Here is a 21,037-nt window from a genome sequence, read left to right as displayed (position 1 = left end):
TTTTTTTTAAACCTAGACAAGAACAAATAAAACGATGCATAAAATAAATAGGTGTAATCTGCATTATTCTTAAATGCGACTATAAATTTTTCAAATAATTCTTTAATTAAAATGGATTTTGGGGTTCATCTTGAATTGGATTTACTCGTAAATAATTCTAGTACCTACTTTTTTCGTTTAAAATTTCAGAAAATCAACCTGTGTTGCACAGATTTTAGAAGTTGATTAAGGTTCTTTTCAAGACAGATTATGTTCTAAATCGTGTTCACTTTCGTGTTCAATTGTATTGGTATGTAAAACTTGAGCATAAAAAAACGGTCTAACTTTCGCTAAACCGTTTATACTGTGCCTTTTATTATGTAGCGAGAGGGGGGCACGATCCCCCGACCTCCGGGTTATGAATCCGACGCTCTAACCAACTGAGCTACCTCGCCATATTATTTTTAAACGGCTGCAAATATAGTGGTAATTTATTTGTTCTTCAACAAAACTTGATGAAAAAAATAATACTCAACATTTATTTTTTTATCATTTAGAAATATATATATTGCCCGCAATAAAGTAGCATGAACATGAGCGATAAAATAAAATTTGAAATAGAGTTTGTAATTCAGTCTTCACCACAAATGTTATATCAATACCTGGCAACCCCATCTGGACTGTCAGAATGGTTTGCAGATAATGTGAATTCTAGAGGTGAGAAATTTACATTTATATGGGACGGAGCTGAAGAAGAAGCTAAGTTGTTAAAAAGAAAAACTGATGAATTCGTTCGGTTTTCTTGGGAAGAGGCAGATGATGATAGCTTTTTTGAGATGAAAATAATTGTTGATGAAATCACTAAAGATGTTTCATTATTTATAACCGATTTTGCCGAAGATGATGAAGTTGAGGAGTCTAAAATGCTTTGGACGAACCAAGTATCTGATTTGAAACAGGTTTTGGGTTCGTCATAGAAATACCCTTATTTACAGTATCTTTGAGCCTTAATTTTTTAAGGCTTTTTTTATGTTCAATTTTAATGGAGAACTTCTTGAGGAGAATACTTCTTTTTTAAACGAAAAGAATAGGGGAGTGCAGCTTGGTGATGTCGTTTTTGAAGAATTACGTGTGGTTAATGGTGATATTATTTTTCTAGAAGACCATTATTTACGTCTGATGTCTTCAATGCGTATTCTTAGAATGGAAATACCAATGAAATTTACCATGGAATTCATGGAGGAAGAAATTCTTAAATTATTTTCTGAAATTGAATTAAAAGAAGCGAAACAAATAAAATTTACCGTTTTTAGAAATAGTGGAAATGATTTTTCTAATTCTGATAACAGTATTTCTTATTTTATAACGAGTAGTTTATTGGCTAGTCCGTTTTATATTCTAAACGAAGAACCTTACGAAGTAGAGCTTTTTAAAGATTTCTATAAGAATTCTAGCATGCTCTCTAATTTAGATACCAATAACAAGATTATTAATGTAGTAGGTGCTATCTACGCTCAAGAAAATGATTATCAAGATTGTTTGTTGCTCAATGAGAGAAAGCAGGTTATAGAGGCTCTAAATGGTAATTTGTTCGTTGTAAAAGGTAATCAGATTAAAACAGCCCCTGTAACAGATGGTTGTATCAATAGTATTCTAAGAAAGAAGCTCATTGATATGGTTTCAAAACTTAATGATTTTGAATTTCTAGAAGAAAGTATATCTCCTTTTGAGCTTCAAAAAGCAGATGAGTTATTCCTAGTAAATAATATTGAAGGTATTGTTTCTATTACAAAATATCGAAAGAAAGATTTTGTAAACTCTACGGCTAAACAATTAATAGGTAAATTAAATGCTGCTGCTAGAATGTCTTTAAGTACCAGTGCCTAATTTAGGCTAGGGTTTTCTGGAGCATTAGACCAAAGTAGATAGTCACCACCTAGTTGTATCATATTCTCTTTCCAAATTGCTTTTGCAGCTTTTTGAATAATTCTACTTTCATGCTCGTTTTCAACAACGATCCACGATTTTGAGGTCAGTTCTTCATCTAATTGTAAAGAAGACCAACCAGAATAGCCAAGAAAGAATCGAATATCATCTTCAGAAATTATCTCTTTATTGATAAGTTCTACGGTAGTTTCAAAATCACCGCCCCAGTAAATACCATCAGAGATTTCAACACTATTATCTATTAAGTGCGGCACTTTATGTATGAAGTATAAATTGTCTTGCTCAACGGGGCCACCATTATAAACCTGAAATGGTAATTCAATTTCTGTTACCAATTCATTTATTTGGTATTCTAGTGGTTTGTTTAAAATAAAACCAACAGAGCCATCATTGCTATGTTCGGCTAACAATACGACAGACCTATTGAAAGAAACATCGCCTGTTAGCGAAGGTTCGGCAATTAATAATTTTCCTTTAGTTGGCTTTAATGCGATCATAAATATCGTATGATTATATACCTAAAGTAAGACAAATCCTCTTAAATGCAAAAACATATAAATAAAAAAAGCGCCTATTAAGGCGCTTTTAATAAATTTATCTGTGTAAAATTAGTTTACAGCTTTACCTAAATCAGCACCAGCTTTAAACTTTACTACATTTTTAGCAGCAATTTGGATAGTTTTTCCAGTTGATGGATTTCTACCTTCTCTTGCATTTCTTTTAGATACGGACCAAGAACCGAAACCTACTAAAGAAATTCTATCTCCTTTTTTAAGAGAATTCTCAACATTCCCCAAGAAAGATTCCAATGACTTTTTAGCCGCAGCTTTTGTGATGCCAGCGTCAGCTGCCATTGCATCGATCAATTCTGTTTTGTTCATAATGTGATAATTAATTGTGATTAAATAATTTATACCTACTAACAAATTTATATGGATTTCTGAGCAACACAAGTAAAACAAGGGGAAATCCCTTATTTTGTTGATAACTCAGCGTGTTTGTTGATAAAGTAGGTTTTTTTTTACGTTTCTCGCAGCCCAATAACGACGGGGGTTTACCCCATTTTAGCATTTTTCTCCAAATTAAGGCCGTTCAACAGATCTCTTACAAGCATTCTTTTCTTGCCTTGAAGTTGTATTTCATCGAGATTTATGTAACCACCTTGTACTGCAACTTTCATCTCTTTTTTAGTAAAAATCAGAGTTCCGGTTGTTAGTTTATGTTTTTCGTCTTCTACATTGGCCTTGTAAATCTTGGTAATTATCGTTTGGTCTCCGTTTATCAAAGTTGTCCATGCTGCAGGATACGGACTCAAACCTCTTATAAAGTTGTATATATCTTCTTTAGACTTTCTCCAATCTATTTCACATGTTTCTTTAAATAGTTTATGTGCAACTTTTAAGTCGGAATTTAGCTGTTTTGTTGTTTCAAAATTTCCTTCTTGAATTCTTGCTACTGTTTTAATTACTGTTTTAGCCCCTAAGTGCATTAGTCTATCATGTAAGTCTTCGGCATTATCAGTTTTTTTAATGCTAGTTTCATCTTGCATTATTATGGCACCTGTATCAATCTTCTCATCAATAAAGAATGTGGTGACGCCGGTTTTTGTCTCTCCATTTATAATGGCCCAATTAATAGGTGCGGCACCTCGGTATTGTGGCAAAAGAGATGCATGCAGGTTAAAGGTTCCGTATTTTGGCATATCCCAGACAAGTTTCGGCAACATTCTAAAGGCCACTACAATTTGTAAATTAGCATTTAAAGATTTTAGGGTTCTTAAAAAATCAGTGTCTTTTAAATTGGTTGGTTGTAATACTGTAAGGTCATTTTCTACTGCATATTTTTTAACGGCAGATTCGTTCAGCTTTCTCCCTCTACCTGCAGGTCGGTCTGGAGCTGTAATAACACCTACTATAGTATATTCCTTTTTTACAAGCATATCTAAAATGCCTACAGCAAAATCGGGGGTTCCCATAAATACAATTCTCAATGCTTCCATATTATAATAGTTGGTATTCGTTTATACTGTTTAATGTTATGTAATTGTCCTCTAATAATTCTTGTATTGCAGCAATAACTATAGTTTGGGCAATATTTAATTTTGTTTGTATTTCTCGAGAACTTGCATCGTTCTTTTTTAAATATTGTATAATCTTTATTTTGGCATGTACAACATCTGTATTACCTAACTTCTGGCTGATACATACATCGCAAATTCCACATTCTTTTTCTTGAACTTCACCGAAATAACTCAATAACTGTATACTTCTGCACAAGGTGTCATTTTCAATAAAGTTCAACATCATTGCCACCTTATCAATTTTGAGTTGATTTTGTTCCTCAATATTTTTTGCGAACATATTAATGGTACGGTCATCATCTCGTGGTACCAAAAAAACGATTTCTAAATCGCTAGAAACACTGGTGTATTCAATGATTTCATCTTTTGAAAGTTGCTCAAAGTTTTGATGTATTACAGATTCTGATAAAGATATTTTTTTAGATAGTAGATAGGTATTTATTTGAGTGTCGAATTCAAAGAGTCCGCCATAGGTGCGTAATACAACTTTAATGAAATCAGCAAGTTTAGAATTTTTATCTATATATCTGTATAGGGTATCATTATCTGTTATGAACTTGATGGTTATTTTCTTTGAGAAATTTTCAGAGAGAGAAATCACCGAATTGCGATCTAAGAGCTGTAAAGCATTATAGGTTAAAAAGGTATTTAACTTATAAATACTACAAAATTCATTAAAGTTAAGATGGAATTTGGCTTCGGTAAACTCTCCGTACCCTATTTGAAAAAATGTATTCAACTTTCGGTAAATCATTTTTACATACGCTACATCTGGTAAAATTTCAACGAATTGCTTTTTTACTAGAACCTTATCAGTAGTATTCGTTAAGAGGATGGCTTTTGCAAAATCACCATTTCTACCTGCTCTACCTGCTTCTTGAAAGTAATTCTCTACACTATCTGGTATTTGATAATGAACTACCAACTCTACATCTGGTTTGTCTATGCCCATACCAAAAGCATTGGTGGCAACCATAATAGCTAGTTTATCATCTAACCAAAGATTTAACCGTTCGGTCTTTGTTTTTTGATCAACACCACCATGATAAAAAGTTGCTTTTAAATTATTCTTTAGTAAATATTTAGAAAGTTCTTCTGCTTTTCTTCTGCTTCTGACATATACAATAGCACTGTGTTGAATTTGTTGGCAATAGTGTTTTAGATGTCCATTTTTATCTTCTGTCTGTATAATCTCAAAACCTATATTTTTTCTAAAAAAAGAGTCTTTTACTACGAATGGATAATTTAAATCTAATGAAGAAATGATGTCTTCGCTAACTCTTTTTGTTGCCGTTGCCGTTAAAGCTACCATTGGTGGTGTAGGGTGTAGTTCTCTTAAGATTGAGCAGCTTAAATAGGCTGGTCTAAAATCGTGACCCCATTGAGAAATACAATGTGCCTCGTCTATAACGAACATAGAAACGTTCATGGCTTTTATGCGTTCTTGAACCAGTTCTTGTTGTAAACGTTCTGGTGATAAATAAAGAAATTTATAATTACCATAAATACAATTATCCAATAGTTTATCTACTTCGGTAAATTTGAGTCCGCCTTTTAGACCTATGGCTTTAATGCCTAGTTTTTGAAGGTTGTCTACCTGGTTTTCTATTAAAGCAACTAAAGGAGAAATGACGATGCAAATACCGTCTTTCATCAATGCCGGTACTTGAAAGCATAACGATTTTCCACCTCCTGTGGGTAATAAACCTAAAACATCTTGACCGTTAGATATGGCGTTGATGATTTCTTCTTGAGAGCCTCTAAAGCTGTCAAAACCCCAATATTTAGATAAAATTTCTTTTGGTGTATTATTCACCCGCTTTTTTTATAAAATCTACTACAAATTGTAAACGATTTTCTATAGTACCAAAAGGCACTTCAATTGGTCGATATCCTAACTCAATATAGGTATTTTCAAGTTGCTCATGAATACCACATGCCTGTTCAAAGTTCTCCATTCGTTCGTTGTCTTGAACGTAGATTTCTTTCCAAGGTGGTAAAATCAAAACTTCGTCATATCTATTCTCCATACATAAATCAGCATACTTTTTTTCTGTAGGCTGATTAAAATAATTCATATATGCGATAACATCAGGTAGCCCGCGATCGTAAAACAAATTTTCCTTACCTATTTGCTGACCATTAATAAAATGTTGCAAACGGGCATTGATCAAATCATCATTAAAGCTTTTTGCATCTTTAACGAAATCAATAGGGTTTACTAATTTATCATCTAAAGATACATCACCCAATGCATCTAAAGTCATGGTTCTGATCACTTCGTGAAAACAGTGATAGCCATTTTCTTCAAGTGATGATATCAATACCGTTTTTCCGGTTCCTGGACCGCCTGTAACAACTATTCTCTTGCTTTTCAAACTCATCATTTATGAAAGCAAAAGTACATAAACCAACAGTATTAAAAAACTGGTACATTACGCTTATCTTTGCATAAAACACTAGTTATGGACGAAAATAACCCAGTTGAATTTTATAAGAAATTAAAGGAACAATTAACTGAAACATCAAAATGGCCATCTGACTATCTGTATAAATTTATTGTAGAGACGCATACAGATAAAATTGATAAAATCAATTCTATCTTTGACAATACTGGTGCGGTTATCAATTTAAAAAAATCGAAAAATGGTAAATATACCAGTATTTCTATAACTGTAAACTTGTCTAGTCCGGATGAGGTAATAGAAAAATATAAAAAAGTAGGCGAAATAGAGGGTGTTATCTCCTTGTAAAATAGCATTTCATCTATAATTTTATTAATTTGGCATCGTTATAAGAATACTTCTCAAATACATTAAGCTAAAATTTTCAATTTGCAATTAGTAGAAAACCTAGAATATAATACAGAGCGTGAACATTTGATTATACCCGAATATGGTCGTCATTTTCAAAAAATGGTGAACCATGCGATATCAATTGAAGACCGTGAAGAAAGAAATAAAGTTGCGCAAGCAATCATAAGTGTAATGGGAAATATACAGCCCCATTTGCGCGATGTACCCGATTTTCAGCATAAACTTTGGGATCAGTTATTTATAATGGCTGATTTTAAACTAGATGTAGATTCACCATTTCCAATTACTTCTAAAGAGATATTAAGAAAGAGACCTGATGCTTTAGAGTATCCTCAAAACTTTCCTAAATATCGTTTTTATGGTAATAACATTAAGCGTATGATCGATGTTGCCGTAGATTGGGAGAAAGGTGATAAGCGTTCTGGTTTAGAATATGCGATTGCCAATCACATGAAAAAATGCTATTTGAATTGGAATAAAGATGTCGTTGATGATAGCGCTATTTTTAAGCATTTATTCGAATTAAGCGATGGTCGTATAGATTTAGCTGCCGAAGATGAGAGTTTGACCGATAGCGGACAATTTCTTAAAAATCGAATTGCTAAAACGCCTCGTTCGAGTAATACAGGAAAGAAAAATCAAAGAAATAATAATAATAATAATAATAACCGCAGTAAAAAGCGGTATTAAATTTCCACTTCTCTAGATGGGGACATTCAAAATTGAAGGAGGGCATCAGTTATCTGGTGAAATAACACCTCAAGGAGCAAAGAACGAAGCACTTCAAATACTTTGCGCAGTACTACTTACAGACGAAAAAGTTACAATCAACAATATACCAGATATTGTTGATGTCAATAAATTGATATCGCTTTTAGAAGATTTAGGTGTAAAAATTCAGAAGAAAGGCAAAGGCTCTTATACTTTTAAGGCAGACGATGTTAATCTAGATTATTTACAATCAGATCAATTTAAAGAAGATGGTAGAGGTTTAAGAGGCTCTATTATGTTGGTGGGGCCCTTATTAGCACGTTTTGGTAAGGGGTATATACCTAAACCTGGTGGCGATAAAATTGGTCGTAGACGTTTAGATACACACTTCGAAGGTTTTATTAAACTAGGCGCCAAATTTCGCTACAACCGCGAAGAATATTTCTACGGTGTTGAAGCAGATAAGTTGAAAGGTACGTACATGTTGCTTGATGAAGCTTCCGTTACCGGAACTGCAAATATTGTTATGGCAGCGGTTTTAGCTGAAGGGCAAACTACTATTTACAATGCGGCCTGTGAACCTTATTTACAGCAACTTTGTAAAATGTTAATAAGAATGGGCGCCAAAATTACTGGTGTTGGTTCTAATTTATTGGTTATTGATGGTGTAGATAAATTAGGTGGTACGGATCACCGTATGTTACCTGATATGATCGAAATTGGTAGCTGGATCGGTTTGGCTGCTATGACTAAAAGTGAATTAACTATTAAAGATGTTAGTTGGGACGATTTAGGTCAAATACCAACTGTATTCGGTAAACTAGGTATTACGCTAGAACGAAAAGGAGATGACATTTACATTCCTGCTCATAAAGACGGATACGAAATTCAAAACTACATCGATGGTTCAATTTTAACCATCGCAGATGCACCTTGGCCAGGAATGACACCTGATTTATTGAGCATCATTTTAGTTGTTGCTACGCAATCTAGAGGAGAAGTTTTGATACATCAAAAGATGTTTGAAAGCCGTTTATTCTTTGTGGATAAATTGTTAGATATGGGTGCAAAAGTTATTCTTTGCGATCCACACAGAGCAACAGTAATAGGTCATGATTTTAAATCTACTCTTAAAGCGACTACAATGACATCGCCAGATATTAGAGCTGGCGTTTCATTATTAATTGCCGCATTATCGGCAAAAGGTACTTCTACTATCCACAATATTGAACAAATAGATCGTGGTTACGAGAATATTGATGAAAGATTACGTGCAATAGGTGCTAAAATCGTTAGGGTTTAAGCAGTTGTTTATCAGATATAAAAAACTCCATAATTAGGTTTACCTTATTATGGAGTTTTTACTTTTATACTATTTGAAATTACTTTTCTATTACTGTACCATCTGGATATTTGGCAAAACGACCTCGCTGTATGTCATGCACATGATCAGGATGTCTCCACGGCCAACCACCAAACTGCGTAGTTCTAAATTCATTCATGGCATTCTGTAGTTCTTTATCGGTATTCATTACAAACGGACCGTATTTTGCAACTGGCTCATCAATAGGTTTACCTTGTAGTACTAGAATACTAGCTTCTTTTTTAATAGCTTTCAATATAATTTCTTCAGATGCCACTACGTCAATACCATGATTGGGAGTTATTGTTTCACTCAAGATTTCTAAAGAATGCCCATCATAAAAATAAATGGTTCGGGTTGAACCTTCATTCGCTTTTGGTAAAGTAATAACGCCATTAGCTTCAATTTTTATATTCCAGATCGCGACATTGTTTTCAGTATCTGATGCCCATGAATCTGGTGCCGGTGCTAATGCTTGTTCAGAACCAAAACTGCCAGCGATAATCTTTACTGTGGATTGCTTTAATTTTAATACCGGAATATCTTCATGCCAAAGCATTTTGAAGTGTGGATCTACAAATTTGCTTTTTGCGGGTAGATTCAACCATATTTGAAACAGCTCTAAAGTGTTTTCTTTATCGGTGTGAATAAGCGGAAACATTTCTGAATGTTGTACACCACTACCAGCAGTCATCCATTGAACATCTCCTTCTCCAAATCGTCCTGCGGCACCTAATGAATCAGAGTGATCACAATACCCTTTGTTCACTATTGTTATTGTTTCAAATCCGCGATGCGGATGCGCGGGGAATCCGGGTATCGTAGTTCCATGATACATTCTGTACCCGTCTTTAATTTGAAAATCGTTTCCTAGGTTTCTTCCTTCTAAAGAAGTATCAGGGCCTAATTCACCATTTCCTTTAGGGTAATGGTCTAGATGATATACGCAGAACAGAAATGGGTCTTGCGTTTGCCATGGGAAACCTAATTGAAAAATTTGCTTTATTGCGCTATGCATAAGTATGTGTCGATTATTCTTATTTTAATGTACTGCGTCATTGATCTCGACCCAATTATTTTCTGGGTCTTTTAGATATATCTGTCTTACTCCGTCTGCTCTTAGGGTTACAGTATTTTCTTTTCCTGGCCAATCCCAATACGTGATATTTTGTTCTTCAAGAGAAGCTAATAATTCATCTAATTTCTGTGTGGCCAAGCAAAGGTGTACACTTTTACTGTGTTCCATAGCCACGCTATCTTTGCCTATTAAATGTAATTGTGAATTTCCCTGAATTATAAACCACTTAAAACCCGATGGGGCAGAAGGGTGGGGAATTTCTTTTAGGTTGAGAACATCTTTGTAAAATGCACCTACTTTATCTAAATCTTTTACAATTACCGAGTAATGGTCATATTGAAAATCAAATGATTGTGCCGAGGAAAATGTACCAGTGATTAAAATTAATAATGCGATGAGTTTTTTCATTGTTGTTGTTTAAGTTAGGTGGTTCAAGTTACTTAAAAATGAAAGAAGCCATCTGTTAAGATAGCTTCTTTTTATTAATGTTTTATTCTCCATCTAATGGTGGTGGACCATCGATCATTGGCTCATAAACTTCATCACCTTTTCGGGTTTTGAACTCCTCTTTTACCTTGGTAACTAATTTCGGATTTTGAAATAAGTCCAACATCGTCATCCCCATTGCTTTAGAAGCATGAATCATTCCTTTATGTCCAATAGACATTCCCCCGCAGGCAACAACTGCCCAAGAATGCCAAGGTGTGCCTGTAGGAGCTACAGAAACACCTAAATTAATATTAGGTACATTCCAGCTTACATCGCCAACATCTGTTGAACCACCACCAGGGTTTTCTAATGTTTCTCTTAAAGGGTGTACCGTACCATCAAAACCAACTTCTGGTTTACCGGTTGCTTTTTGAATTGCTTTACCAAAAACAGTTTCTTCTTCAGTATAGGTAATCGGACCTAATAACTCTAAATTATTTTGCATGATTTCTCCGCCAGAGCGGTTAACCAATGTTTCGTAAATACCTGATACCAACGAAATTTTATACTCTACGTTCGCCATAATAGCGGCGCCTTCTGCCATAGCTTTTACACGTTCATAAGTTGGTAACATATTTGATCTTTTAGGGTCTCTAACACGCACCCAAAGTTTAGCATAATCTGGTACAACGTTTACAACCTGACCACCATCTTGTATGTGGTAATGAATTCTAGAAGAGGGTAAAATATGCTCTCTGTAATAGTTGATGCCTGTTGTGTATAATTCTAAAGCATCAGATGCGCTACGACCGTTCCAAGGATCCATAGAGGCATGTGCCGCCTGACCGTAAAACTCAACTACAAAATCAATAAGTGATAATCCGCTTTGTACATCTGCTTCAATACCTGCAGATGGATGCCAGCTAACATTGACATCAACGTCATCCCATAACCCAGCTTTTACCATCCATACTTTTGCAAAGTACTTTTCTTCAGCTGGTGTGCCCAAAAATTTTACGGTGCCTTTTATTTTACCAGCATCCATTAGTTCTTTAATCGCAATTGCAGATCCAAGACTTGCAGTACCGAACATATTATGACCGCAACCATGACCTGCAGCTCCTTCTTTAAATGGTTCTTTTACAGGTGACGTTTTTTGAGAAATTCCCGGTAGGGCATCAAACTCACCCAAAATACTGATTACAGGGCTGCCAGAACCATATGTTGCGGTAAAAGCTGTTGGAATATCGGCAACACCTCTAGTAACTGTCATTCCGTTCTTTTCTGCGTAATCTGCTAAAATTCTTGAAGATTCAGTTTCATCAAATGCAGTTTCAGCAAGCGCCCATATAGAATCGCTGATTTTAATAAGTTCTTCTTTGTGATTTTCGACAGAAGCGATGATTAAGTTTTTGTCTTTGCTCATTTTCTGAGAAAAAACTGAAGCACTCATGCACAAGCAGAGCACCAATAATAACGTTTTTTTCATATTAGTAGTTTTGGTTGTTAGTTCTCTAATCATTAGCAGTGTTAAACCTTTGATTAAAGTCCTAGTAAATATACCAAATTTAAACGCTTAATATCACTTCTTAAATGATGGCTCTGGTTGTGTATATCGTACAATAGCTAAATACTGGTCATAGGGTTCGAATTCTAAATTTATGGTTTCCCTAATTTGTAAAATATATAATTTAATGCCCCATTTTTCGTTATTAGCCAAATCCCAATGTTTTAAAAAAATTCTAATTATGAAAAATTTAGCCTATAAAGTATTGTTGACCTCTGCATTTTTTTCAATAATGGCATGTAGTTCTACCAATAGAATGACGATGGGTATAACCCAACCTGCTCAAGTACCAATACCAAATGATGTAATTAACATAGGTATTGTAAATAGAAGTAGTGCTTCTGAAAAAAACAAGGTTATAGATAATATTGATAAGATTTTATCTTTAGAAGGTCTTAATTTGGATAAAGAAGGTGCTCAAAATGCCGTTACGGGACTCAAATATGAATTAGAACGTAGTAATCGATTTGATGCTGTTAAAGTAATTGATAATCAAAAAGATATAGAAAAAGGATTAAGTATTTTTCCATCAGAAATCTCTTGGGAAATTGTTGATAGAATTTGTAAGGATAATGATGTGGACGTTCTATTTTCACTAGAATTTTATGATACCGATACCGCTGTTGACTATGAGTTGACAACGGTTAAAATTCCTAATAATCTAGGAATTGATGCCAATGTACCGGGACATAGAATTAAACTAAATACCGCTATAAAAAATGGATGGAGAATTTATGACCCGTCTAATAGAACTATTATCGATGAGTTCGTTTCTAATGACAGAATATTTTCTTCAGGTGAGGGAATCAATCCTGCTAAGGCATTAGAAGCCGTTATTGGTAGAAAAGAGGCTGTTCTAAGTGTTAGTTCTAAATTAGGTGCAAATTATGCGCTTTTTACAAGACCAGAAAAGATTCGTATTGCCAGAGATTATTTTATAAAAGGAAGTAATAATTTAGAAATTGCCGACAGACGCGCAAAAGCTGGCGATTGGGACGGTGCCGCAGATTTATGGAATGCCGATTTAAACAATACAAAAAGTAAAGTTGCTGGTAGAGCTTATTACAATATGGCAATTAGTAATGAAATAAACGGCAATCTGAACAAGGCAATAGAATATGCTTCTAAAGCCTATACAGACTACGAAAATAAAGACGCATTACGTTATATAAATATGCTAAAAAGAAGAGTTGTTAATCAGCAAGAGCTAAATCGTCAGTTATCGAAATAGTTTAGCTAACAGCTTCTTTATAAGTTGTTAAACAGCGTTCTCTAGCCATTTTGTGGTCCACCATTTTTTCTGGGTATTTGTCGGTGCCAAATTCTTTAATCCAGGTTTTTATGTATTCTTTGTTCTTGTCGAACTTATCGACTTGGGTCATGGGGTTGAAAATTCTAAAATAGGGAGCAGCATCAACGCCACTGCCTGCTGCCCATTGCCAATTGCCAACATTTGAGCTCATTTCATAATCTAGCAACTTTTCAGCAAAATAGGTTTCTCCCCATCGCCAATCTATTAAAAGGTGTTTGCATAAAAAACTTGCTACCAACATACGTACACGATTATGCATATAACCAGTCTCATTTAGTTCGCGCATACCGGCATCTACTAAAAGATATCCTGTGGTGCCAGTTTTCCACTTCTCGAACTCATCTTCATTATTACGCCATTCTATACGGTCATATTTTGATCTAAAAGCATTATCTACCGTATGTGGAAAGTGATATAAAATAGTCATAAAAAATTCTCGCCATATCAACTCACTCCAAAAGACCTTGTTATTTTCAGCAATGGCTTTTTTCATCATTTTACGAACCGATACAGTGCCAAAACGTAAATGCGGACCTAGATGAGATGTTCCATTCTCTTTTGCTGGAAAATTACGTGTATCTTCATAATTGTCAATCAAAGTAGGGGTAACATCATATTCAGGCACGACTATTTTAGATTTCTCAAAACCAATATCGCTCAATGATAGATTTGGTAATCGAGTATTTCTAATCAAATTAGCTAAATACTGGCTAGTATAGTGAATGACCAAATCTTTATCGGCACTAAATTGCTCTTGCCATTTATTCTTATAAGGTGTATAAACCACATACGGCTCTCCATCACCTTTAACAATCTCTGATTTCTCAAAAATAACTTGGTCTTTGAATGTTTTAAATTCTATGGATTTTTCCTTTAAGAAACTTGCAATTTTTTCGTCTCTTTCTTTTGCATACGGTTCATAATCTCTATTCGTAAATACAGACTTAATCTCGTATTCTTGGGTCAGATTTTTTAAAATATCTATAGGTTTACCAAAATACATAGCTAAAGAGCTATCATTTTCTTCTTGTAATTGATTTCGCATGTTTTGCAAAGTCTCATGTATAAACGTAAGTCTTGCATCATCTTTCGGTAATTTTGAAAGTATTTCTTTATCAAATATAAAAATAGGCAGTACTGGGTAGTCACCTTTTAAAGCTTCAAGAAAGCCGACATTGTCGTCTAATCTTAAATCTCTTCTAAACCAAAATATAGATACTTTTTTAGACATTTAGTTAACGTTTAAAGTTGAGAGTCCACCATCTACGCCAATAATTTGTCCGGTCATCCAAGTACTCTTATCACTTAGTAGAAAGACTGCTGCATGTGCAATGTCTTCAGGGTTTCCGACTCTTTTTAATGGGTGACGATCGCTCATCATTTCACGTTTTTTATCATTGTTTAATAGTCTCTTCGCTAATGGTGTATCTACCAAAGATGGTGCTATAACATTAACTCGAATTTTAGGTGCATACTCTGCCGCCATCGATTTTGCAAAACCTTCTATAGCTCCTTTGGCCGCTGCTACACTAGTGTGAAACGGCATGCCCGTACCTACTGCAATCGTACTAAAAAAGACCATACTTGATCCGTCATTCATCAATGAAATTATGCCTTTCACTATTTTAACCATAGCAAAGAAATTGAGTTCCATATCATCTTTTATGGTGTCTAATGACATCATTTTAAATGGCTTTAGATTTATGCTACCGGGGCAATATACAAAGCCATCAATTGTTTCAGGTAGTTGAGAAATATCAAGTTCGTCGGTCGTAACGTCGAATTTAATATGAGTTATATTTTTATGCTGCAAGGCTTCATCGGTACGAGAAGCAACAAATAAATGATTCGTTTCTTGCAATTCTTTTACCATGGATAACCCAATACCATGAGATCCGCCAATTAATAGTATATTTTTCATTTAAAATGATTTAAGTTGAAGTTGATTAGGAATGTTAGGTATAATTCCGAATAGATCCTTTAATTTTTGCTCACGGAATTTAAAAATTTCCATCAGCTGTTTTTTTACAATGATAGGATGTGCTAATTGACCTAAAATTCCCAATGGAATTTTATAATCTATAATGTCTTCCATGATTACGCCCTCATCAATTTCTTTGATAAAGTGTTTGTGATGCCATAAAGCATATGGTCCAAATCGTTGCTCGTCAACAAAATAATTGCCTTCATCAACATGGGTTATTTCGGTGACCCATTTTGTAGTGTATCCTGGAAAAGGAGATACCTTATATTGTATTATTTGCCCAGGAAACATTGCCCTATCTGCACCAGATAGAATATGAAACCCCATACGTTCTGGGGTAATAACCTTTAAATTTGCTGGGTCAGACAAAAACTCCCAAGCTTCTTGCTTAGAAATTGGTAAGGCTTGTTGTGAATGTAGTTGATATAATTTCATAGAAATTTATGGTCAATGCTGTAATTTGTAAATGTCTAACAGAATCCAAAAATAGTTAAACAATTTTAAAATTGTTTAACTATTAACTTAAAAATTAACTTTATCGATTAAATTGAATTTAGGTCACTTAAATACAAGTGGTTAACTTTATTCTAGTTTATTTTGCACTATGAAATTATTCTTTCAACAGTTAATGTTTGGTATACTAATTATTTTTACTGCTCAGGTAACTGCTCAAGAGAATGTGCAAACTGTAGGTAATTTGCCAAATGATATATTTGAAACCTCGGGATTACTTTATTTTAATGATTATCTCATAACTCACAACGATTCTGGTAATGAAGCCGTTTTGTTTGAGTTAGATACCTTATCACTAACAATTCAAAGAAGGGTTACCATTAGCAATATTTCTAATATCGATTGGGAGGCACTTTCTCAAGATGAAGATTTTATTTACATCGGTGATTTCGGTAATAATGTTGGTGGCAGAACCGATTTAGCAGTACACAGAATTTCTAAAGAGGATTACCTAAGTTCAGATACCGTTACCGCGACCACGATTAACTTTACATACGAAGACCAGCAGAATTTTGATAACAATGGCAATAGCGATTGGGATGCAGAAGCCTTTGTAGTTATTGATGAAAATATTTTTGTGTTTACAAAACAATGGCAGAGTCTTGGATCTATTGCATATCAATTTCCGAAAACGCCTGGTACACATGTAGCCACTAGAGTGGCAGCTATTGAAAACGTGGGTCTGGTTACAGACTCAAGTTATGATGCTGAATCTAACAGACTGGTATTTATCGGTTATTCTTCGATATTGAGTCCGTTTGTTGGTATCGTTGAAGATTTAAATTTAGATGCAGTTTTTGAAGGATACATACAACAATCTTTAGGTCTTAATTTTGTTCAGGCAGAAGGATTGACACAAACGAGTTCGGGAAGTTATTTCTTTTCGTCGGAATATTATTCTAGGCAAACACCAACAATAGAATCACCATCCAGATTGTTTACATTTCAGATTCCTATTATTGTGCCTGAGGAACCGGAAAATCCTGAAGAACCAGAGACGCCAGAGGAGCCAGAGACTCCAGAAGAGCCCGAGACACCAGAGAATCCTGAAAACCCAGTTGAACCTGAATTACCCGATAATGCTTCGGCCGATGAACGACTAGTAATTTATAGAGACGGACTTTCCCAATTGTATTATTATTCTATCGTCACCGATAAATCTGTATTCGGACAAGTAATTTATGACATAACCGGTAAGCAGGTTTGGCAGAATTCTGGCGAAATTAAAAAGAAAGGTGTCATCTCTCATCATCTTGAATCTTCAATTTATTATTTGGCACTATACTTAGAAGACCGAGTAATTTCAACCTCATTTGCAGTATATTAAATTCAGTGGCAAGTATTTAAGATTTTGTTAACATTTCTACCTCTCCTTTATAAGTAGCTTTGCGATGAATAACTAATCAGCAAAATAATTATGAACAAAGTAGTACTATTTTTATTGGCAATTGTAGCTTCTATAACGGTTGAAGCACAAATAAATACACCTGCACCAAGTCCGTCAGCAAAATTAATGCAGACTGTAGGTTTGACAAAGGTGAACATTGACTATTCTAGACCTTCTATGAGAGGTAGAAAAGTATTTGGTAATCTTGTACCTTTTGATCAATTATGGAGAACTGGAGCGAACGGTTATACTTTAGTAACTTTTGATTCTGACGTAACTATCGGTGGTAAAGAAGTAAAAGCGGGTACATATTCTATCTTCACTAAACCAGGAGCTTCTGAATGGGAAGTATTCTTTTATACTGATGTTGTTGGTGGTGGTACTCCAAGTAATTGGGAGGAGAGTAAAATAGTGGCTCAATTGTCTGCGCCTGTATATCCTATAGAAATGCCCATTGAAACTTTTACAATTTCTATTGATGATGTCACCAGTAACGGAGCCAATATTGGTATCATGTGGGAGAACACGTATATAGGTATCCCTTTTACTGTTGGTACAGACGTTACTGTAATGAGTAGTATTGATAAAGCTTTAAATGGTCCATCTTCAGAAGATTACTATGCAGCTGCTGTGTACTATTCTAGCGAAGGAAAAGATATTAACAAGGCTAAAGAATGGATGAATAAGGCAATGTCTATGACTGAAAAGCCTGCATTCTGGCAACTAAGACAACAGTCTTTAATATTAGCGAAAGCTGGTGATAAAAAAGGAGCGATCGAGGCTGCTAAAAAATCATTAATAGGTGCAACTGCCGCTGGTAACAATGATTATATTAAAATGAATAATGATTCATTAAAGGAATGGGGTTCTAAATAAATAGCATCTTTATAAAACTTAAAAGTCCGTGTTGCAGAACACGGACTTTTTTTATGGAAAATTTTGGAGTAGTTATTCAAATACTTTAACACCATCATCAATGGCTAAATGGTAATATTCGGCATCGATACCAGTTTGCTCTTTATACTGTTTTAGCATAGACTCTATACTTGCTTCTAGTTTTTCTGTCAACATTAGGTTTATGGTACAGCCGCCAAAGCCGCCGCCCATCATTCTAGATCCTAATACACCATTTAAATTTTCGCCAATTTTAACCAAAGTATCTAACTCGATGGTGGTTATTTCATATTCGGTAGACATTGCCCAGTGACCCTGCCTTAGAACATTACCGACTTCTTGTGCATCACCGATTGTCAATGCCTTGATCATTTTACGAACTCGGTTATTTTCTTCGATAATATATTTTGCACGTTTACAGTCTGTAGCATCTGCTACATTAGATACTTTTTTTACATCTTCAAGTGTAACGTCGCGTAAAGAGGTAATTTCAGGTCTATATTTCTGTACTTCTTTAACGATATTCTCACAAGAAATACGGCGCTTGTTGTATTCAGAATCAACTGCTAAGTTGTGTTTTATATTAGAATTCACTAAAACCCAGCTATAACCCTCTAAATTAATGGGAATGTAATTGTGACTTAAATCTTTACAGTCTAATAAAAATGCATTTCCTTTTTTTCCGAAGAGAACTGCATATTGATCCATTAATCCGCAATTGAGTCCGATTTTATGTTCGGCTTCCTGTGCGATTAAAGCAATTTCTTCTCGTAAAATATCTTGACCAGATACTTTGGTTACTGCATAGATCAATCCGCAACAAAGAGCTGCAGAAGAAGAGAGACCCGATCCAATTGGAATATCGCCACCAAAAACACAATCAATTCCTTTTAAGGGATAATTCTTGGCTACTAATATTTCAATTATTGCCTTAAAGTAGTTTCCCCAAAATGATTCAAATTTTTGATGCTCACCATTAAGTTTAAACTCTATTTTTTCTGGTTGAGTTAAAAAAGCCTCTATACGAATGGTATCATCATTGTTACCTGATACGGCAAAGTAAATTCCCTTTTCAATAGAAGCCGGCAATACTAGACCTTCATTGTAATCTGTATGTTCACCTATTAAATTTATTCTACCAGGAGCTTTTACGAGAATAGGGTGATTACCATAATTCTCTATAAAATAGGATGCAATTTTTTTATCTACCATTAAAAATTTTATGAAGTACTTTAATTTTTAGCTTGTCGTCAACGGCTTTTTTAGCATTCGATCAAAAGCTTCAAATATAAACGATATTGATATGACTAAGATGGCACCAAAAAAGTTAAGCCATAAATATCCTAATTTTTCTTGTCCAGAAGGGTAAATATGAATCAGGTAGTAATAAATAATACATATAATTACCTGTGTTACTACTGCAGCAAAGAATACAGCATTTCCTTTTATAAATTTAAAGAAAAAGGCAATTAAAAAAATGCCTAAAACGTTACCGTAAAAAATACTTCCGATAATATTTACCAACTGAATTAAATTATCGAAAAGGTTTGCTACACTTGCAATTAATATTGCTACAATACCCCAAATTAGAGTAAAGAATTTAGAGGCTTTTACATAATGTTCTTCTGATAGATTTTCTGAAGCTCTATTTCTTTTATATAAATCTAGTGCAGTAATGGTACCTAATGCATTTAATTCAGAAGCAGTAGAGGACATTGCAGCAGACAAAATAACGGCTAGTAAAAGACCAACTAACCCTGATGGTAAATTATTTAATATAAAATGGATAAAAACATAATCTTTATCATTGGTTTCTACGGAGTTATTTGCCTGATTGATTAGTGATTTGGCGGCAACCCGGTTGGTACTATCTTTTCGGTTAATACGTATAATTTGTTTTTTTGCCTCTTCTACAGCAGTGTATTCTTTTATTTCCAATGCGGCAGAAAATTTGTTTTGAGCGATTCTTTTTTCTGCTTCAAGCGCTATTTGTCCTTCTTGTAACAGTTTGTAATCTTCTGCATAACTAGATTCCATAACTGCTTGTGTGGCAGACGGATTAAAATTTAATGGGGATGGATTATATTGATAAAAGACGAATACCATTACACCTACCAATAGAATAAAGAATTGCATCGGTATTTTTAAAACGGCATTGAAAATAAGCCCTAATTGACTTTCTCTTACTGATTTACCAGATAAATATCGTTGCACCTGACTTTGATCAGTACCAAAATAAGCTAGAAAAAGGAAAAGACCACCTGTTATTCCGCTCCAAAAAGTATATCTGCTTGAGGTATCTAAATCAAAATTTAATATTTCTAGTTTATTACTAGCACCAGCAATTTTCATTGCTTTACTGAATGTAATGTCCGATGGTAAGTAGCCTAAAATAAAGAAGAAGGTTATGAACATACCAGTCATAATAATGAACATTTGCTGTTTTTGGGTTACGCTTACAGCTTTTGTACCCCCCGATACTGTATAGATAATAACAAGGGTACCGATTATAACATTTAATGTACGTAGATCCCAGCCTAATACAGCAGATAAAATTATGGAGGGTGCAAATATGGTAATACCAGCAGCTAAACCTCTTTGAATTAAAAATAGAATTGCGGCTAAAGATCGAGTTTTAAGATCAAACCTATCTTCTAGAAACTCATAAGCGGTGTACACCTTCATTTTATAGTATAGTGGAATAAATACCATACATATGATAATCATGGCAAAGGGAAGTCCAAAATAAAATTGAACAAAGCCCATACCATCATGAAAAGCTTGACCCGGAGTAGATAAAAAGGTGATTGCACTGGCTTGTGTTGCCATTACAGATAAACCTATTGTCCACCATTTAGAATCACTACCACCACGAACGTAATCATCTACGTTTTTACTTCCTTTGGTTTTCCAGACTCCATAAATTACAATAAAGAGAAGTGTGCTGGCAAGAATAATCCAATCTAATCCTCCCATA

Annotated in this window: 21 protein-coding genes and 1 tRNA gene; 8 read left to right on the top strand and 14 right to left on the bottom strand. The window is 34.5% G+C overall.

The genetic code is table 11. The features are described 5' to 3' along the window. Positions 1 to 360 precede the first annotated feature (360 nt). Positions 361 to 434 (bottom strand) — tRNA-Met (locus tag ACEN2N_RS16850). Positions 435 to 572: 138 nt separating this feature from the next. Here ACEN2N_RS16850 and ACEN2N_RS16845 point away from each other — a divergent pair. Together ACEN2N_RS16845 and ACEN2N_RS16840 are read left to right on the top strand one after the other, a co-directional pair. Beyond that, the gene (locus tag ACEN2N_RS16845; protein WP_133687414.1) at positions 573 to 956 is read left to right on the top strand and encodes an START-like domain-containing protein; all 384 of its coding nucleotides are present in this window, start codon (positions 573 to 575) and stop codon (positions 954 to 956) included. A gap of 52 nt (positions 957 to 1,008) precedes the next feature. Then, positions 1,009 to 1,866, top strand: a complete 858-nt coding sequence (locus ACEN2N_RS16840) for an aminotransferase class IV (protein ID WP_441825408.1) — start codon at positions 1,009 to 1,011, stop codon at positions 1,864 to 1,866. Here ACEN2N_RS16840 and ACEN2N_RS16835 read toward each other — a convergent pair. From ACEN2N_RS16835 to ACEN2N_RS16815, 5 genes are all read right to left on the bottom strand, one after another. After that, positions 1,863 to 2,423, bottom strand: coding sequence for a YqgE/AlgH family protein (locus tag ACEN2N_RS16835; protein WP_133687416.1), 561 nt, complete (start codon positions 2,421 to 2,423; stop codon positions 1,863 to 1,865). The genes ACEN2N_RS16840 and ACEN2N_RS16835 overlap by 4 nt on opposite strands. 111 nt (positions 2,424 to 2,534) lie before the next feature. Then, positions 2,535 to 2,807, bottom strand: a complete 273-nt coding sequence (locus ACEN2N_RS16830; protein WP_027066835.1) for an HU family DNA-binding protein — start codon at positions 2,805 to 2,807, stop codon at positions 2,535 to 2,537. Between the two features lie 173 nt (positions 2,808 to 2,980). Beyond that, positions 2,981 to 3,925 (bottom strand): methionyl-tRNA formyltransferase, encoded by a 945-nt coding sequence (gene fmt, locus ACEN2N_RS16825; protein ID WP_441825407.1) that lies wholly within the window; start codon positions 3,923 to 3,925, stop codon positions 2,981 to 2,983. Between the two features lies 1 nt (position 3,926). Next, positions 3,927 to 5,822, bottom strand: coding sequence for a RecQ family ATP-dependent DNA helicase (locus ACEN2N_RS16820; RefSeq protein WP_441825406.1), 1,896 nt, complete (start codon positions 5,820 to 5,822; stop codon positions 3,927 to 3,929). Further along, positions 5,815 to 6,384, bottom strand: a complete 570-nt coding sequence (locus ACEN2N_RS16815; protein ID WP_441825405.1) for an AAA family ATPase — start codon at positions 6,382 to 6,384, stop codon at positions 5,815 to 5,817. Before ACEN2N_RS16815 ends, ACEN2N_RS16820 begins: the two co-directional genes overlap by 8 nt. A gap of 87 nt (positions 6,385 to 6,471) precedes the next feature. Here ACEN2N_RS16815 and ACEN2N_RS16810 point away from each other — a divergent pair, with 87 nt between their 5' ends. The 3 genes from ACEN2N_RS16810 (at position 6,472) to murA (ending at position 8,836) form a co-directional block, all read left to right on the top strand. Further along, positions 6,472 to 6,759 (top strand): DUF493 family protein, encoded by a 288-nt coding sequence (locus tag ACEN2N_RS16810; protein WP_441825404.1) that lies wholly within the window; start codon positions 6,472 to 6,474, stop codon positions 6,757 to 6,759. Positions 6,760 to 6,840: 81 nt separating this feature from the next. After that, the gene (locus ACEN2N_RS16805; RefSeq protein WP_441825403.1) at positions 6,841 to 7,512 is read left to right on the top strand and encodes a DUF4290 domain-containing protein; all 672 of its coding nucleotides are present in this window, start codon (positions 6,841 to 6,843) and stop codon (positions 7,510 to 7,512) included. Between the two features lie 16 nt (positions 7,513 to 7,528). After that, complete coding sequence (murA, locus tag ACEN2N_RS16800; RefSeq protein ID WP_441825402.1) at positions 7,529 to 8,836, top strand: UDP-N-acetylglucosamine 1-carboxyvinyltransferase; 1,308 nt, start codon at positions 7,529 to 7,531, stop codon at positions 8,834 to 8,836. Between the two features lie 79 nt (positions 8,837 to 8,915). Here murA and ACEN2N_RS16795 read toward each other — a convergent pair whose 3' ends face one another. The 3 genes from ACEN2N_RS16795 to ACEN2N_RS16785 form a co-directional block, all read right to left on the bottom strand. After that, positions 8,916 to 9,914, bottom strand: a complete 999-nt coding sequence (locus ACEN2N_RS16795) for a pirin family protein (RefSeq protein ID WP_441825401.1) — start codon at positions 9,912 to 9,914, stop codon at positions 8,916 to 8,918. Between the two features lie 24 nt (positions 9,915 to 9,938). Beyond that, entirely contained in the window at positions 9,939 to 10,382 is a 444-nt protein-coding gene (locus ACEN2N_RS16790) for a VOC family protein (RefSeq protein ID WP_441825400.1), read from the bottom strand. An 82-nt stretch (positions 10,383 to 10,464) separates the two neighbouring features. Next, positions 10,465 to 11,892, bottom strand: a complete 1,428-nt coding sequence (locus ACEN2N_RS16785) for an amidohydrolase (protein WP_441825399.1) — start codon at positions 11,890 to 11,892, stop codon at positions 10,465 to 10,467. A gap of 259 nt (positions 11,893 to 12,151) precedes the next feature. Between ACEN2N_RS16785 and ACEN2N_RS16780 the strand changes: the two genes are divergently transcribed. Further along, a complete protein-coding gene (locus ACEN2N_RS16780) occupies positions 12,152 to 13,201 on the top strand; it encodes a DUF6340 family protein (protein ID WP_441825398.1) in 1,050 nt (349 codons plus the stop codon). 1 nt (position 13,202) lies between these two features. On the opposite strand, the gene ACEN2N_RS16775 is transcribed toward ACEN2N_RS16780, so the two are convergent. Genes ACEN2N_RS16775 through ACEN2N_RS16765 form a run of 3 tightly spaced genes read right to left on the bottom strand, consistent with a single transcriptional unit; the run spans position 13,203 to position 15,701 of the window. Beyond that, entirely contained in the window at positions 13,203 to 14,513 is a 1,311-nt protein-coding gene (locus ACEN2N_RS16775) for a cryptochrome/photolyase family protein (protein WP_441825397.1), read from the bottom strand. Beyond that, positions 14,514 to 15,203, bottom strand: a complete 690-nt coding sequence (locus ACEN2N_RS16770; RefSeq protein WP_441825396.1) for an SDR family NAD(P)-dependent oxidoreductase — start codon at positions 15,201 to 15,203, stop codon at positions 14,514 to 14,516. Beyond that, complete coding sequence (locus ACEN2N_RS16765) at positions 15,204 to 15,701, bottom strand: SRPBCC family protein (protein WP_441825395.1); 498 nt, start codon at positions 15,699 to 15,701, stop codon at positions 15,204 to 15,206. Positions 15,702 to 15,870: 169 nt separating this feature from the next. Here ACEN2N_RS16765 and ACEN2N_RS16760 point away from each other — a divergent pair, with 169 nt between their 5' ends. Together ACEN2N_RS16760 and ACEN2N_RS16755 are read left to right on the top strand one after the other, a co-directional pair. Next, on the top strand, positions 15,871 to 17,106 hold the full coding sequence (locus tag ACEN2N_RS16760; RefSeq protein ID WP_441825394.1) for a hypothetical protein: 1,236 nt from the start codon (positions 15,871 to 15,873) through the stop codon (positions 17,104 to 17,106). A gap of 90 nt (positions 17,107 to 17,196) precedes the next feature. Continuing rightward, on the top strand, positions 17,197 to 18,042 hold the full coding sequence (locus ACEN2N_RS16755; protein ID WP_441825393.1) for a DUF2911 domain-containing protein: 846 nt from the start codon (positions 17,197 to 17,199) through the stop codon (positions 18,040 to 18,042). A gap of 72 nt (positions 18,043 to 18,114) precedes the next feature. Here the strand turns inward: ACEN2N_RS16755 and galK are convergent, their stop codons facing one another. Beyond that, positions 18,115 to 19,272 carry a galactokinase gene (galK, locus tag ACEN2N_RS16750; RefSeq protein ID WP_441825392.1) on the bottom strand — a complete coding sequence of 386 codons (1,158 nt, stop codon included), beginning with the start codon at positions 19,270 to 19,272 and terminating at the stop codon, positions 18,115 to 18,117. Positions 19,273 to 19,299: 27 nt separating this feature from the next. Next, positions 19,300 to 21,036: a sodium:solute symporter gene (locus tag ACEN2N_RS16745; RefSeq protein ID WP_441825391.1), complete on the bottom strand. Its 1,737-nt coding sequence runs from the start codon at positions 21,034 to 21,036 to the stop codon at positions 19,300 to 19,302. Between the last annotated feature and the right edge of the window lies 1 nt (position 21,037).

Origin of the sequence: Maribacter spongiicola (genome assembly GCF_052119685.1) — a bacterium.
GTDB lineage: Bacteria > Bacteroidota > Bacteroidia > Flavobacteriales > Flavobacteriaceae > Maribacter > Maribacter spongiicola_A.
Note: the sequence above shows the minus strand (reverse complement) of the source record. Positions and strands in the feature narration are given on the sequence as shown.

Bases quoted from the DNA above. Each gene is read 5' to 3' on its own strand.
- ACEN2N_RS16795 (WP_441825401.1), bottom strand. From the start codon at position 9,914: ATGCATAGCGCAATAAAGCAAATTTTTCAATTAGGTTTCCCATGGCAA.
- ACEN2N_RS16765 (WP_441825395.1), bottom strand. From the start codon at position 15,701: ATGAAATTATATCAACTACATTCACAACAAGCCTTACCAATTTCTAAG.
- ACEN2N_RS16810 (WP_441825404.1), top strand. From the start codon at position 6,472: ATGGACGAAAATAACCCAGTTGAATTTTATAAGAAATTAAAGGAACAA.
- ACEN2N_RS16760 (WP_441825394.1), top strand. From the start codon at position 15,871: ATGAAATTATTCTTTCAACAGTTAATGTTTGGTATACTAATTATTTTT.
- ACEN2N_RS16775 (WP_441825397.1), bottom strand. From the start codon at position 14,513: ATGTCTAAAAAAGTATCTATATTTTGGTTTAGAAGAGATTTAAGATTA.
- murA (WP_441825402.1), top strand. From the start codon at position 7,529: ATGGGGACATTCAAAATTGAAGGAGGGCATCAGTTATCTGGTGAAATA.
- galK (WP_441825392.1), bottom strand. From the start codon at position 19,272: ATGGTAGATAAAAAAATTGCATCCTATTTTATAGAGAATTATGGTAAT.
- ACEN2N_RS16785 (WP_441825399.1), bottom strand. From the start codon at position 11,892: ATGAAAAAAACGTTATTATTGGTGCTCTGCTTGTGCATGAGTGCTTCA.
- ACEN2N_RS16840 (WP_441825408.1), top strand. From the start codon at position 1,009: ATGTTCAATTTTAATGGAGAACTTCTTGAGGAGAATACTTCTTTTTTA.
- ACEN2N_RS16770 (WP_441825396.1), bottom strand. From the start codon at position 15,203: ATGAAAAATATACTATTAATTGGCGGATCTCATGGTATTGGGTTATCC.
- ACEN2N_RS16830 (WP_027066835.1), bottom strand. From the start codon at position 2,807: ATGAACAAAACAGAATTGATCGATGCAATGGCAGCTGACGCTGGCATC.
- fmt (WP_441825407.1), bottom strand. From the start codon at position 3,925: ATGGAAGCATTGAGAATTGTATTTATGGGAACCCCCGATTTTGCTGTA.
- ACEN2N_RS16780 (WP_441825398.1), top strand. From the start codon at position 12,152: ATGAAAAATTTAGCCTATAAAGTATTGTTGACCTCTGCATTTTTTTCA.
- ACEN2N_RS16845 (WP_133687414.1), top strand. From the start codon at position 573: ATGAGCGATAAAATAAAATTTGAAATAGAGTTTGTAATTCAGTCTTCA.
- ACEN2N_RS16755 (WP_441825393.1), top strand. From the start codon at position 17,197: ATGAACAAAGTAGTACTATTTTTATTGGCAATTGTAGCTTCTATAACG.
- ACEN2N_RS16835 (WP_133687416.1), bottom strand. From the start codon at position 2,423: ATGATCGCATTAAAGCCAACTAAAGGAAAATTATTAATTGCCGAACCT.
- ACEN2N_RS16745 (WP_441825391.1), bottom strand. From the start codon at position 21,036: ATGGGAGGATTAGATTGGATTATTCTTGCCAGCACACTTCTCTTTATT.
- ACEN2N_RS16790 (WP_441825400.1), bottom strand. From the start codon at position 10,382: ATGAAAAAACTCATCGCATTATTAATTTTAATCACTGGTACATTTTCC.